Consider the following 12,667-nt stretch of genomic DNA (forward strand, 5'->3'; position numbering starts at 1 on the left):
TTGCGACGCCTGTGAGTGAGCCGGTGGAGTAGCGGAGTGCAAACCCGATCCAAATGGGGGAGCGGGCGGGCGCGCAAAAGCGGAGTGCCAGTCAATACATGTGTGACTGATCCACCGCTTTCGCGAGCAAGCCCGCTCCCACATTGGATTTGTGTTGTTCTGTAGATTCCATAAAAAACGCCCGACCTTCGCAGGCCGGGCGTTTTTATGTGTCCCGTAAAAATCAGGACTGACTGGTAGGCGTCGGGCTTGCCGGCGTTGCAGTCGGGGTAGCAGCAGGCGTCGGTGGCGTGACCGAGTTGGTCGCCGGCGCTGCAGTTGCAGGCTTGGCCGCTACCGCTGGCTTCGGCGCTGCTGGCTTTTTGGCTACGGTCGGCTTCTTCGCCGCAGCCGGTTTTGCAGCTGGCTTGGCCGCTGCAGGTTTTGCAGCCGCAGGCTTGGCGGCGGGTTTGGCAGCAACCGGCTTGGCTGCAGGTTTCGCAGCGGCTGGCTTGGCAGCAGGCTTCGCTGCAGCAGGTTTGGCGGCGGCGGTTTTAGCCGCTGGCTTGGCTGCTGCTTTTGCTGCCGGCTTGGCTGCAGGTTTCGCCGCAGGTTTTGCAGCTGCTTTAGCGGCCACTGGTTTAGCGGCAGGCTTGGCGGCCGGTTTAGCCGCTGCGGTTTTCGCCGCAGGCTTGGCAGCCGGTTTTGCAGCAGCTTTGGCCGGCGCCTTGGCGGCTGGCTTGGCTGCCGGTTTGGCGGCGGCCTTGACCAGCGGTTTAGCGGCGGTTTTAGCAGCAGGCTTGGCCGCTGCAGTTTTCGCCGCAGGCTTGGCAGCCGGTTTAGCCGCTGCAGTTTTAGCCGCAACTGGCGCAGCTTTGAGGCCAGTGAGTTTTTCGATTTGCCTGGTCAAGGTATCGACCTTGCTGTGCAGCGCTTTCACTTCAGTACGGCTAGGTACGCCGAGTCGCGAAATGGCACTGTTCAGGCGCTTGTCAAAAGCCCCTTCCAGTTCGCCCCACTTGTCGCTGATACGTGATTTGGCAGAACCGGCGGAAGCCTTTGCCGCATCGACTTGTTTACCCACTGTGCTCTTGGTCAACTTCTCGGCCTTCTCGCCGTCTTTAACCAAAGTCTCGAAGTATTTACCGCCGTCACTGCTCACCTTCGAGTACACGCCTAAACCGGCCAGCCAGATCTTGCGGGAGTATTTTTCAACTTCCCCGATCCACGAGCTGCCTTCTTTATCAGTAGTCTTTTTACCAGCCATCCCGTTGTCTCCTTAGTGTTTACGCGCGACACGTTCGAGCAATGCCGTCAGCTCATCGAGCTTAGCAGAGAGTGTCTCCACGTCATGTTTAGACGGAATGCCGATCCGATTCAAGGCACTTCCAACACGACTATCAAAAGCGCTTTCAACTTTATCCAGTTGCACTTCGACTCGACCTTTGACGCCGAAGACTTCGCTCTTGACTTGATCAATCTGACTGTTGGCTGCATCAAGTTGTTCAATCACAACTTTTTTGCCTTTACTTTCAACATGTTGACCAGTCTTAACCAGCTCTTTGAAGTACTCGGCGCCTTCGCTTCCGACCTTGGCGTAAGCCCCCAAACCGGCCAGCCAGATCTTGCGGGCATAGGATTTAACGTCAGTCAGGGCGTTAGTTCCGGTAGCAATTTTTTTCTTCAAAATAACTTTGGCCATGGTGCACCTCACGCATAAAGGGGGGAGGAACTGCCCACAGAAGTTGGGGGCTTGGGCACAAAGTAGGCAGAAAAATTAGAATCGGCACCCTAAGAAGGTCGCAAATCAGGCCAGGGCTTTATCCAGTGCCTTCTCGATTTCGGACTTGATGGTGCCACTCATGGCCGACATCAACAGGCCCAGCTCGACTTCAATCCGCAGGGAATCTTCCGCCACTTTCACGGTGCCTTTAACGCCCGAACGTTTGAGGTTCAGTGTGTCGCCGGCCCACGAAGACTCCAGGCCATATTGCTCCTTGAGTTTGCTCGCCAACTTGTCGGCTTTTTCTCGGGCAGCGTCTTTGCCCAGTGTGTGGGCACGTTCAACCTGTATACGGGCCATTTGAATGACTCCTCGTTATAGAGACTTGTCGACCCGCCATGCGGCAAAAGGTCTCGGTGACCACCTATCTTACCTTCAGCCTTGCCAAGACAAAGCATGCCTTGGGGATTAGAATGCCCCCATTCTCTTTTGGTGACAGCGATATGACTGATCAGCGCAAAGGCAGCGATGCCGAACCCACCACTCACTTCGGCTTCAAGAACGTCCCGGAAAGCCAGAAAGCGGAAAAAGTCGCCGAGGTGTTCCACTCGGTCGCCGCCAAGTACGACTTGATGAACGACGTGCTCTCCGGCGGCATGCACCGTCTGTGGAAGCGCTTCACCATTGAGTTGTCGGGTGTACGCACCGGCAACCGTGTGCTGGATATCGCAGGCGGCACGGGCGACCTGGCCGCCAAGTTCTCCAAGCTGGTGGGCCCCACCGGGCAGGTGGTACTGGCCGACATCAACGGCTCGATGCTCAAGGTCGGTCGTGATCGCCTGCTGGACAAAGGTGTGGCGGGCAATATCGAGTTCGTCCAGGCCGACGCTGAAAAGCTGCCGTTCCCGGACAACCACTTCGACTGCGTGACCATCGCCTTCGGCCTGCGTAACGTGACCCACAAGGAAGACGCACTGCGCTCGATGCTGCGCGTACTCAAGCCCGGCGGTCGCCTGCTGGTGCTGGAGTTCTCCAAGCCGACCAACGCACTGATGTCCAAGGTCTACGACACCTACTCGTTCGCCTTCATGCCGTTGATGGGCAAGCTGATCACCAATGACGCCGAAAGCTACCGCTACCTGGCCGAATCGATCCGCATGCACCCGAACCAGGAAACCCTGAAGTCGATGATGGTAGAGGCCGGTTTCGACCGCGTGACCTACCACAACATGACCTCGGGCATCGTCGCCCTGCACCGCGGCATCAAGCCCTGATGCTGTTCGCAGGCCTTCTCGCCAGCGTCGAACACGGCCTCAACCGTGTACTGCGCCTGGACAGCACCGCCCTGGCACGGCTGGCGCACCTGAACGGCAGGATCATCGCCGTCGACTGCACCAGCCCCGCCTTGCAGCTGTTTATCCTGCCCAGCGATGAAGGCCTGTTGCTGGCGTCCCACTGGGCCGCCGACGCCGACTGCACCCTGCGTGCTTCCGGCTCAAGCCTGCTGCGCCTGGCCCTGAGCCGGGACAAGACGGCGATCCTCCACGGCCCGGACGTGGAACTTGAAGGCGACAGCGCGGTGCTGATGGACCTGGCCGCCGTGCTGCAAGACCTGGAACTGGACTGGGAATACGAGCTGTCACGTTGGCTCGGCCCGGTGGCCACCCAACTGATCAGCGGTCATCTGCGCAGCCGTACGCGCTGGTACCAGCAGGGTTTCGCCAGCCTGAACCAGAACCTCGCCGAATACCTGAGCGAAGAATCGCGCACCCTGGTCGGACAACGGGAAGCGGAAGCGCGCTTTCGCGAACTCGACCAGGCCAAACTCGACCTGGAACGACTTGAGGCGCGCTTCGAGCGCCTGAGCCGCTCCCTTGATTCAAGCGATAACGCATGAAGCTGCTCGCCGTCCGCCGTTTGTTTCGTATCCAGCGCGTCGTAATCCGCTACCGCCTCGATGACCTGCTGTTCGCCCTGCCGCTGCCGTGGTTTCTGCTGGCGGTGCGCTATGTGCTGCCGTGGCGCTGGTTCCCGCGCAAGACCCTCGAGCTGAGCCGTGGCGCGCGCCTGCGCCTGGCGTTGCAGGACCTGGGGCCGATCTTCATCAAGTTCGGGCAGATCCTCTCCACCCGCCGCGACCTGTTGCCCGAAGACATCGCCGACGAACTGATGCTGTTGCAGGACCGCGTGCCGCCGTTCGACTCGCAACTGGCAGTCACGTTGATTGAAGAACAGCTGGGCAAGAAGATCAGCGAAGTCTTCAGCCGCTTCGACATCGCGCCGCTGGCCTCGGCCTCGGTGGCCCAGGTGCATGCCGCGCAACTGAAAAGCGGCGAAGAAGTGGTGGTGAAGGTGATCCGCCCGGGCCTCAAGCCGATCATCGGCCAGGACCTGGCGTGGCTGTTCATCCTTGCCCGCGCCGCCGAGCGCTTTTCTGCCGATGCACGCCTGCTGCACCCGGTGGACGTGGTGCTGGACTACGAAAAAACCATCTACGACGAACTCGACCTGCTGCGCGAAGCGGCCAACGCCAGTCAGCTCAAGCGCAACTTCGAAGGCTCGCAGCTGCTGTACGTGCCGCAAGTCTATTGGGACTGGTGCCGCCCGAAAGTGCTGGTCATGGAGCGCATCTACGGCGTGCAGGTCACCGACCTCGCGACCCTGGCCGACCAGCGCACCGACATGAAGATGCTTGCCGAGCGCGGCGTGGAGATTTTCTTCACCCAAGTGTTCCGCGACAGCTTCTTCCACGCCGACATGCACCCCGGCAACATTTTCGTCAGCACCGTGAACCCGTGGAGCCCGCAGTACATTGCGATCGACTGCGGCATCGTCGGCAGCCTGACCCCGGAAGACCAGGATTACCTGGCGCGCAACCTGTTCGCTTTCTTCAAGCGTGATTACCGCCGCGTGGCGCAGTTGCACATCGATTCGGGCTGGGTGCCGGCCGAAACCAAGCTCAACGAATTCGAAGCGGCGATCCGCACTGTGTGCGAGCCGATCTTTGAAAAACCGTTAAAGGATATTTCCTTCGGTCAGGTGCTGATGCGTCTGTTCCAGACGGCGCGGCGCTTCAATATGGAAGTGCAGCCGCAGTTGGTACTGTTGCAAAAGACCCTGCTGAACATCGAAGGCCTGGGCCGCCAGCTGTACCCGGACCTCGACCTGTGGAACACCGCCCAGCCGTTCCTCGAGCGCTGGATGCGGGACCGTATCAGCCCGAAAACCCTGCTGGGCAACCTGCAAAGCCAGGTCGAGCAACTGCCGCACCTGGCTAACATGACCCGTGACCTGCTGGAGCGCATGTCCCAGCCCCACGCCCAGGACCCGGCACCGCCGTGGCACAAGCGCAAGGACGACTGGTTCCTGCGCCTGCTGGGCGCCGCGCACCTGGTGGGCGGTACGATACTGGCCGCCGGCGGGCCGTTGAATGAACTGGGCCACTGGCCGGCCGGCATCATGGTCGCGGTGGGCGTGTATCTGATCGTGCGTCGATAGCCAATCCGGTTATACACTGTCGCAAATTGCCGGAGCCGAAAATGAAAGACTGGCTGGACGAGATCAAGTGGGACAGTGACGGCCTGGTGCCGGCCATTGCCCAGGACTACAAGACCGGGCGCGTGCTGATGATGGCCTGGATGAACCGCGAGGCCCTGAGCCTGACCGCCGCCGAGAACCGCGCCATCTACTGGTCACGTTCCCGTGGCAAACTGTGGCGCAAGGGCGAAGAGTCCGGGCACGTGCAAACCCTGCATGAGATGCGCATCGACTGCGATGCCGATGTGGTGATCCTCAAGGTCGAGCAGATCGGCGATATCGCCTGTCACACTGGCCGTCACAGCTGCTTCTACCGCGTGTTCCAGAACGGCGAGTGGAAGACCGTCGAGCCCGTGCTCAAAGACCCGCACGCTATCTATTCGGCAGGACACTGAACATGAGCGATACCCTCAACCGTGTGGCCCAGGTGCTGGAAGACCGCAAAGGCGCGGACGCCGACAGCTCCTACGTCGCCAGCCTGTACCACAAGGGTCTGAACAAGATCCTGGAAAAACTCGGCGAAGAATCCGTCGAGACGATTATTGCGGCCAAGGACGCGCAAATCAGCGGCGACTGCAGCGACGTGATCTACGAAACTGCCGACTTGTGGTTCCACAGTCTGGTCATGCTCGCCCAACTGGGGCAGCATCCACAGGCAGTGCTTGATGAACTGGACCGTCGCTTCGGCTTGTCCGGGCATGCCGAAAAGGCCTCGCGCCCGTCCGCCTGACCAACTTTTACAGAGGAATTGCAGCATGGGCATTTTTGACTGGAAACACTGGATCGTCATTCTTGTGGTCGTTGTGCTGGTGTTCGGCACCAAGAAACTGAAAAACCTCGGCACCGACGTCGGTGAATCGATCAAGGGCTTTCGCAAGGCCATGAACGACGACGAAAAGCCTGCCGACCCGGCCGTCAATCCGGTGCCACCGGCGCAGCCTGTACACCCGCAGGCCACTCAGCCGATCACTGAACGTCGCACCTTCGACGTGCAGGCCGAGCACGTCAAAGAGCAGAACCAAAAAGACTCGTGAGTACTGAATAATGTTTGGTATCAGCTTCTCTGAACTGCTGCTCGTCGGCCTCGTGGCCCTGCTGGTACTGGGGCCGGAACGCCTGCCCGGTGCCGCGCGCACGGCCGGCCTGTGGATCGGGCGCCTGAAACGCAGTTTCAACGCCATCAAACAGGAAGTTGAACGGGAAATCGGCGCCGACGAGATTCGCCGGCAACTGCACAACGAACACATTCTGTCGTTGGAGCAGGAGGCACGGAAGATTCTCTCACCGGTGCAGGAAACGCCCAAGCCGGTCGAGCCTGTGGCCGAGCATTCGATTGCTCCGCCCGCCGCACCCGCGCCTGCACCGGTCTCTGAACCCGTGCACGCCGTCGAGCCTGCGCCCACTGCGCCCGTGACCCCGACCGAACCCGCGCCGACACCTGCCGTGTCGCCCGCGCCCCACGACCCTACATTGCCGCCGCGAGCCCCATGAGCGCTGATAAACCGGAAACCGACCAGCACATGCCACTGGTCTCGCACCTCACCGAGTTGCGCACCCGCCTGCTGCGCTGTGTCGCGGCGATCTTCATCATCTTTGCCGGGCTGTTTGCCTTCACCCAGCAGATCTACACCTTCGTCTCCACGCCGCTGCGCAATTACCTGCCGGCCGGCGCGACGATGATCGCCACCGACGTGTCGTCACCGTTCCTCACGCCGTTGAAGCTGACGATGATGGTTTCGCTGTTCCTGGCGATCCCGGTGATCCTGCATCAGATCTGGGGCTTTATCGCGCCGGGCCTGTACAAGCATGAAAAACGCATCGCCGTGCCGCTGCTGGTGTCGAGCATCCTGCTGTTCTATACCGGGATGGCTTTTGCCTACTTCCTGGTGTTCCCGCTGATCTTCAAGTTCTTCGCCGCCGCCACCCCGGCCGGCGTAGAGATGATGACCGACATCACCAGCTACCTCGACTTCGTGATGACGCTGTTCTTCGCCTTCGGCGTGGCGTTCGAAATCCCGGTGGCCGTGGTGCTGCTGGTGTGGATCGGCGTGGTCGACGTCAAATACCTGAAGAAGATCCGCCCCTACGTGATCATCGGCTGCTTCGTGGTCGGCATGATCCTGACCCCGCCGGACATCTTCTCCCAGACCCTGCTGGCCGTACCCATGTGGATGCTGTTCGAGATTGGCATCCTGTTTGGCAGCCTGGTGAGCAAGCGTGGCGATCACCCCGATGACCAACCCGCCGACGACGACCAGCCGCCAGCGACCCAGCCGTGAACCTGCTGCTGCTTGAGGAGGCCGACTTTATCGCGGCCGACCGGGTGGTGCTGCGTGATCGGCGCCTGGTGCATATGCAGGAAGTCCACCGTGCCGCCGTAGGCGACAGCCTGCGGGTCGGACGGATTGGCGGTTTGATGGGCAACGCGCAGTTGCTGCGCCTGGAAACCCGGGAAGCCGAGCTGGAAGTCACCTTCGACCAGCCGCCGCCGGCCAAACTGCCCCTGACCCTGCTGCTGGCCCTGCCCCGTCCGAAAATGCTGCGCCGGGTGCTGCAAACCGTGGCGTCCATGGGCGTGCCGCGAGTGGTGCTGGTGAACAGCTATCGCGTGGAAAAAAGCTTCTGGCAGACGCCGTTCCTGGAGCCGGAAGCGATTCGCGAGCAATTGATCCTCGGCCTGGAACAGGCCCGGGACACGGTGCTGCCCGAGATCGTGATCGAAAAGCGCTTCAAGCCATTCGTCGAAGACCGCCTGCCCGCCATGGCGCAAGGCACCCTCGGCCTGATTGGTCACCCTGGCGACTATCCGCCCTGCCCTCGCGGGCTGGATGAGCCGGTCACCCTGGCCATCGGGCCGGAAGGCGGCTGGATTCCCTACGAGGTGGACCTGCTGGCCAAGGCCGGGTTGCAGCCGGTGCAACTCGGCGCGCGCATCCTGAGAGTCGAAACCGCCGTCACCGCATTGCTCGCCCGCCTTTTCTAACACCGCCCTCTCCTGTAGGAGCGAGCTTGCTCGCGAAAAACTCAAGGACACCGCGCTCACTCAGAATGCCCGCGTTATCGTTGACGACCTTCGCGAGCAAGCTCGCTCCTACAGAAACATCCGAATCTGCCGATACGCTCTGAATAAGTCCAAGCCTTGTTCCAGGGGAGTTCGCAGCATGTATCGTTGGTTAGCCGAGAAACTGGGGAATGTCAGCGTCAACCGCAAGCTGAGCATAGGCTTCGGCCTGGTATTGGTCTTGACCCTATTGATCACCTTCACCGGCTGGACCGGCCTCAGCGGCGTGATCAGCCGTGGCGACAAGCTGGGCTACATCTCCAGCCTCAACGGGCTGACCAAGGACCTGCGCCTGGCGCGACTGGACTTCGAAATGCGCCGTGGCGAACAAGGCACCAGCGCGGTCAACGACCTGATCACCCAGCTGGACAGTGGCCTGAAAACCGCCGCAGACCTGATCGAACAACCCGACGACAAGCTCGTGGTAGAGCAGCAACAGGATGCCTTGGGCCAATACAAAAAAGCCTTCGGCGCCATGGTGCAGGCCGGCCTCAAGCGTGAAGGCGCCCGCAGCAAACTGGGCGATACCGCCGACAACGCCGTCGCGAAAATCAACGAAGTGGAAAAATCCCTGCTGCAAGGCGACAGCGTCACCCTGTTCAACAGCGTGGTCGACCTGAGCAAACTGATCCAGCAAGCGCGCTTCCAGGTGCGCGGCTACACCTACAGCGGCAAGGTCGAGGCCGAACGGCCGGCGCTGGATGCCATCGACAACGCCCTGAAGAAAATCACCGACCTCAACGACCCGTTGCCCGAGCAATACCGGGCCAACCTGCAAGAGGCCAGCGTTTCGCTGCAGGCCTACCGCGCCGCGGTGAGCCAGTACCGCGACTCCCAGGTGGCCAGTGCCGCCGCGATGAAAATCATGGGCGAGCAAGGCGATATCCTGCTCGACCGCAGTAACAAACTCACCACTTCGCAAACCGTGGTGCGTGATACCGATGCCGCCCACGCCAAGAACCTGCTGTTACTGGCCACCGCCCTCGCGCTGGCGTTTGGTGTACTCGCCGCCTGGGCCATTACCCGGCAGATCGTGATTCCATTGAACCAGACCCTCAAAGTCGCCGAACGCGTGGCGTCCGGCGACCTGAGCCACAACCTGATCTCCCTGCGCCAGGATGAACTGGGGCAGCTGCAACGGTCGATGCAAAGCATGACCGTGGGCCTGCGGGAGCTGATTGGCGGTATCAGCGACGGCGTCACCCAGATCGCCAGTGCCGCCGAGCAGCTATCGGCCGTTACCGAGCAGACCAGCGCCGGGGTCAACAGCCAGAAGGTCGAGACCGACCAGGTGGCCACCGCCATGAACGAAATGGCCGCTACCGTGCAGGAAGTCGCCCGTAACGCTGAAGAAGCCTCGGAAGCCGCCGTAGCCGCCGACCAACAGGCCCGTGAAGGCGACAAGGTGGTCGGCGAGGCCATCGCCCAGATCGAGCGCCTGGCCAGCGAGGTGGGCAACTCCACCGAAGCCATGGGCCATCTCAAGCGTGAGAGCGACAAGATCGGCAGTGTGCTGGACGTCATCAAGTCAGTGGCCCAGCAAACCAACCTGCTGGCCCTTAACGCAGCGATTGAAGCGGCGCGCGCCGGTGAAGCCGGACGCGGTTTTGCGGTGGTTGCCGATGAAGTGCGCAGCCTGGCCCAGCGGACGCAGAAGTCCACCGAGGAGATCGAAGAGTTGATCGTCGGCCTGCAAAGCGGCACCCAGCAGGTGGCGACCATCATGGATAACAGTCGCGGCCTGACCGACAGCAGCGTCGAGCTGACCCGTCGGGCCGGCAATGCCCTGGAGAACATCACCCGTACCGTCTCGGCGATCCAGGCGATGAACCAGCAGATCGCCACCGCCGCCGAGCAGCAAAGCGCCGTGGCCGAAGAGATCAACCGCAGCGTGCTCAACGTGCGGGACGTTTCCGAACAAACCTCGGCGGCCAGCGAAGAAACTGCGGCTTCCAGTGCCGAACTGGCGCGCCTGGGGGTTTACCTGCAAAGCCTGGTAGGTCGCTTCAGGGTCTGACCCGCTTGCGGCGGCCATCAGGGCCGCCGCTCCGACAATATGTGAAATTTCCTACGCGTTTTTCAGGTCGTGGATCACACACCTGGCGCCGAATAAAAGTAGCGTTTCAACTCCCCTGACCATTGTTGGCCGGACGCTTGAGACGCTCCTTTTGATTCGTTGGAGGTTCACCATGTTTCGTCCACTGACCCGCCTGCTCGGAAACATCAGCATCAGCCTCAAACTTGCCCTGGGCTTTGGCCTGGTGCTCAGCCTCAGCCTGATCATCGCCTCTACAGGCTGGCAAGCCTTGAGCGCATCCCTCGAGCGCTCCCAAAAACTCACGCTGCTCTCGCAATTGGCAGTCGTCGGCGAAGAGTTGCGCGCTGATCGCATCGTCTATCGCACCCTGAACGACCCGGCCAGCCTGTCCAAAATAGAGCTGCATATGGACAAGATCGACCAGTTCCTGGTGGATCTTTCCCCGCGATTTACCGACCCGGTCAACCAACAACAGCTGCAGGAAAGCCGACGCTTCGTCACCAGTTTCAAGACCGCCTTAAGCGGCCTGGAGGGGCTGATCAAGCAACGTGAAAACGCCCGTGAACAGCTCAAGCGCAGCTCAGTCCAGAGCAGTGACAGCCTCTCTGAACTGTCGAGCAACCTGCCCAATCAAGACGATGAAAAGGCCCTCGATGCCGTGGAACAATTGCGCCAGGCCCTGGAACAAGCCGAAGACCGCGCCCAGAGCCCCGCCTGGGCCGCTGCGTCATTGGACGCCTACGCCAAGGACGTGAGTGATGCGCTACTGGCCCTGGATGGCGCCCAGGCGGCGGTAGGCGCGCTGCCGGTTGACGCCAGCGCCCTGAAAAAAGTCCTGCTCGACTTTCGGACTCACCTGACACGCCTCAAGGACGCCCAACTCAGCGGCGAAACCACCCAGAACCAGCTTGAACAGTGGCTGGATCAATTGCTCACGGAAAGCGACCTGCTGAGCCAGGACCAGACCGCCAAGCGTGACAACGAAGCCAGCCTCGCCCGCACCCTGCTGCTCAACGTTACTGCAGCGGCGCTGTTGCTCGGCGTCGTGGCCGCCTGGTTGATCGCCGGCCAGATCGTCGCGCCGCTGCGCCAGGCCCTGTCCGTGGCCAACCGGATTGCCGAAGGTGACCTGAGCCACGACATCCAGGCCTCGCGCCAGGATGAACTGGGGCAGTTGCAGCGCAGCATCGGGCAAATGACCCTCAACCTGCGGGGCTTGATCAGCGGCATCGGCGACAGCGCCCAGCAGATCGCCAGCGCCGCCGAGCAACTCTCGGCGGTCACCGAGCAAACCCGCGACGGGGTCGACGGCCAGAAGCAGGAAACCGAACAGGTGGCCACCGCCATGAACGAGATGCTCGCCACCTCCCAGGAAGTTGCGCGCCATGCCGAGCAAGCGTCGCTGGCTGCTGCCGAGGCCGACCGGCAGGCGGGCCAGGGCGATCAGGTGGTGGCTGAGGCCATTACCCACATCGAGCACCTGGCTCAGGAGATGGCTCGTTCAAGCCAGGCCATGCAAGGCCTGCAACAGGAAAGCCGGAAGATCGGCAGCGTGCTGGAAGTGATCAAGTCGGTATCGGAACAGACCAACTTGCTGGCCCTCAACGCCGCGATTGAGGCGGCTCGCGCAGGCGAAGCCGGCAGGGGGTTTGCCGTGGTCGCCGATGAAGTGCGCAGCCTGGCACAACGCACCCAGCAGTCGGCCGAGGAAATCGAGGAGTTGATCAGCGGCCTGCACCGGGGCACGCAGCAGGTGGCCGACATCATGGACAACAGTCGCAGCCTCACCGACAACAGCGTGCAACTGACCCGTCGCGCAGGAGACGCACTGGCGGGTATCACCCGTACCGTGTCAGTGATTCAGGAGATGAACCCGCAGATTGCCGCTGCCGCCGAGGAACAAACCGCGGTCGCCGAGGAGATCAACCGCAGCGTGCTGAAGGTCAAGGACGTGTCGGAACAGACCTGGGCCGCGAGTCAGGACACTGCGGCGGCCAGTGTCGAACTGGCGCGCCTGGGGGCGGATTTGCAGGTGTGGGTGGGCAAGTTCAAGGTCTGAAAAAACCCAACCTGTGGCGAGGGAGCTTGCTCCCGCTGGAGTGCGCAGCGCTCCTATCTTTTTTGGGAGCCGCTACGCAGCCCAGCGGGAGCAAGCTCCCTCGCCACAAGAAGCATTCCCACGCATTTATAGAACCTGGCGCAGGAAGGCTTGGGCGCGAGGGTCCTTCGGCGCATCGAAGAATTGCGCCGGGGCGGCGTCCTCCAACAGTTTGCCGTGATCGAAGAACAGCACGCGATCAGCCACTTCTCGGGCAAAGCCCATTTCATG

At 61.5% G+C, this 12,667-nt stretch carries 14 protein-coding genes and 2 pseudogenes; 12 read left to right on the top strand and 4 right to left on the bottom strand.

Features of this window, described 5'->3' with window-relative positions:
- Nucleotides 1–223 precede the first annotated feature (223 nt).
- The 3 genes from HX786_RS27955 to HX786_RS27965 all read right to left on the bottom strand — a co-directional run bounded on the left by HX786_RS27955 (nt 224) and on the right by HX786_RS27965 (nt 2,062).
- Complete coding sequence (locus HX786_RS27955) at nt 224–1,246, bottom strand: phasin family protein (RefSeq protein ID WP_178912888.1); 1,023 nt, start codon at nt 1,244–1,246, stop codon at nt 224–226.
- A gap of 12 nt (nt 1,247–1,258) precedes the next feature.
- Nucleotides 1,259–1,681, bottom strand: coding sequence for a phasin family protein (locus tag HX786_RS27960; protein WP_087692913.1), 423 nt, complete (start codon nt 1,679–1,681; stop codon nt 1,259–1,261).
- Between the two features lie 105 nt (nt 1,682–1,786).
- Entirely contained in the window at nt 1,787–2,062 is a 276-nt protein-coding gene (locus HX786_RS27965) for a polyhydroxyalkanoic acid system family protein (protein WP_008439272.1), read from the bottom strand.
- A gap of 143 nt (nt 2,063–2,205) precedes the next feature.
- On the opposite strand from HX786_RS27965, the gene ubiE reads away from it, so the two are divergent.
- The 12 genes and pseudogenes from ubiE to HX786_RS28020 all read left to right on the top strand — a co-directional run bounded on the left by ubiE (nt 2,206) and on the right by HX786_RS28020 (nt 12,397).
- On the top strand, nt 2,206–2,976 hold the full coding sequence (ubiE, locus tag HX786_RS27970; protein ID WP_003209306.1) for a bifunctional demethylmenaquinone methyltransferase/2-methoxy-6-polyprenyl-1,4-benzoquinol methylase UbiE: 771 nt from the start codon (nt 2,206–2,208) through the stop codon (nt 2,974–2,976).
- Complete coding sequence (locus HX786_RS27975) at nt 2,976–3,599, top strand: SCP2 domain-containing protein (protein ID WP_003209304.1); 624 nt, start codon at nt 2,976–2,978, stop codon at nt 3,597–3,599. Before ubiE ends, HX786_RS27975 begins: the two co-directional genes overlap by 1 nt.
- Entirely contained in the window at nt 3,596–5,200 is a 1,605-nt protein-coding gene (gene ubiB / locus HX786_RS27980; protein WP_087692911.1) for a ubiquinone biosynthesis regulatory protein kinase UbiB, read from the top strand. Before HX786_RS27975 ends, ubiB begins: the two co-directional genes overlap by 4 nt.
- A gap of 41 nt (nt 5,201–5,241) precedes the next feature.
- Nucleotides 5,242–5,634 (top strand): phosphoribosyl-AMP cyclohydrolase, encoded by a 393-nt coding sequence (gene hisI / locus HX786_RS27985; RefSeq protein WP_003209300.1) that lies wholly within the window; start codon nt 5,242–5,244, stop codon nt 5,632–5,634.
- Nucleotides 5,635–5,636: 2 nt separating this feature from the next.
- Nucleotides 5,637–5,969, top strand: a complete 333-nt coding sequence (locus HX786_RS27990; RefSeq protein WP_003209299.1) for a phosphoribosyl-ATP diphosphatase — start codon at nt 5,637–5,639, stop codon at nt 5,967–5,969.
- Nucleotides 5,970–5,994: 25 nt separating this feature from the next.
- Nucleotides 5,995–6,273, top strand: coding sequence for a twin-arginine translocase TatA/TatE family subunit (locus HX786_RS27995; protein WP_003209298.1), 279 nt, complete (start codon nt 5,995–5,997; stop codon nt 6,271–6,273).
- A gap of 10 nt (nt 6,274–6,283) precedes the next feature.
- The gene (tatB, locus tag HX786_RS28000; protein ID WP_178912889.1) at nt 6,284–6,730 is read left to right on the top strand and encodes a Sec-independent protein translocase protein TatB; all 447 of its coding nucleotides are present in this window, start codon (nt 6,284–6,286) and stop codon (nt 6,728–6,730) included.
- Nucleotides 6,727–7,518: a twin-arginine translocase subunit TatC gene (tatC, locus tag HX786_RS28005; protein ID WP_003209295.1), complete on the top strand. Its 792-nt coding sequence runs from the start codon at nt 6,727–6,729 to the stop codon at nt 7,516–7,518. Before tatB ends, tatC begins: the two co-directional genes overlap by 4 nt.
- On the top strand, nt 7,515–8,222 hold the full coding sequence (locus HX786_RS28010) for a 16S rRNA (uracil(1498)-N(3))-methyltransferase (protein ID WP_178912890.1): 708 nt from the start codon (nt 7,515–7,517) through the stop codon (nt 8,220–8,222). Before tatC ends, HX786_RS28010 begins: the two co-directional genes overlap by 4 nt.
- 178 nt (nt 8,223–8,400) lie before the next feature.
- A pseudogene (locus tag HX786_RS32405) lies at nt 8,401–9,459 on the top strand (methyl-accepting chemotaxis protein); the annotation flags it as partial.
- 144 nt (nt 9,460–9,603) lie between these two features.
- Complete coding sequence (locus HX786_RS32410; protein ID WP_372847446.1) at nt 9,604–10,317, top strand: methyl-accepting chemotaxis protein; 714 nt, start codon at nt 9,604–9,606, stop codon at nt 10,315–10,317.
- Nucleotides 10,318–10,489: 172 nt separating this feature from the next.
- A complete protein-coding gene (locus HX786_RS28020) occupies nt 10,490–12,397 on the top strand; it encodes a methyl-accepting chemotaxis protein (protein ID WP_178912892.1) in 1,908 nt (635 codons plus the stop codon).
- Nucleotides 12,398–12,523: 126 nt separating this feature from the next.
- Here the strand turns inward: HX786_RS28020 and HX786_RS28025 are convergent.
- A pseudogene (locus HX786_RS28025) lies at nt 12,524–12,667 on the bottom strand (peptide ABC transporter ATP-binding protein); the annotation flags it as partial.

This window comes from Pseudomonas sp. 21615526 (assembly GCF_013386245.1).
In the GTDB taxonomy this organism is placed as follows: domain Bacteria; phylum Pseudomonadota; class Gammaproteobacteria; order Pseudomonadales; family Pseudomonadaceae; genus Aquipseudomonas.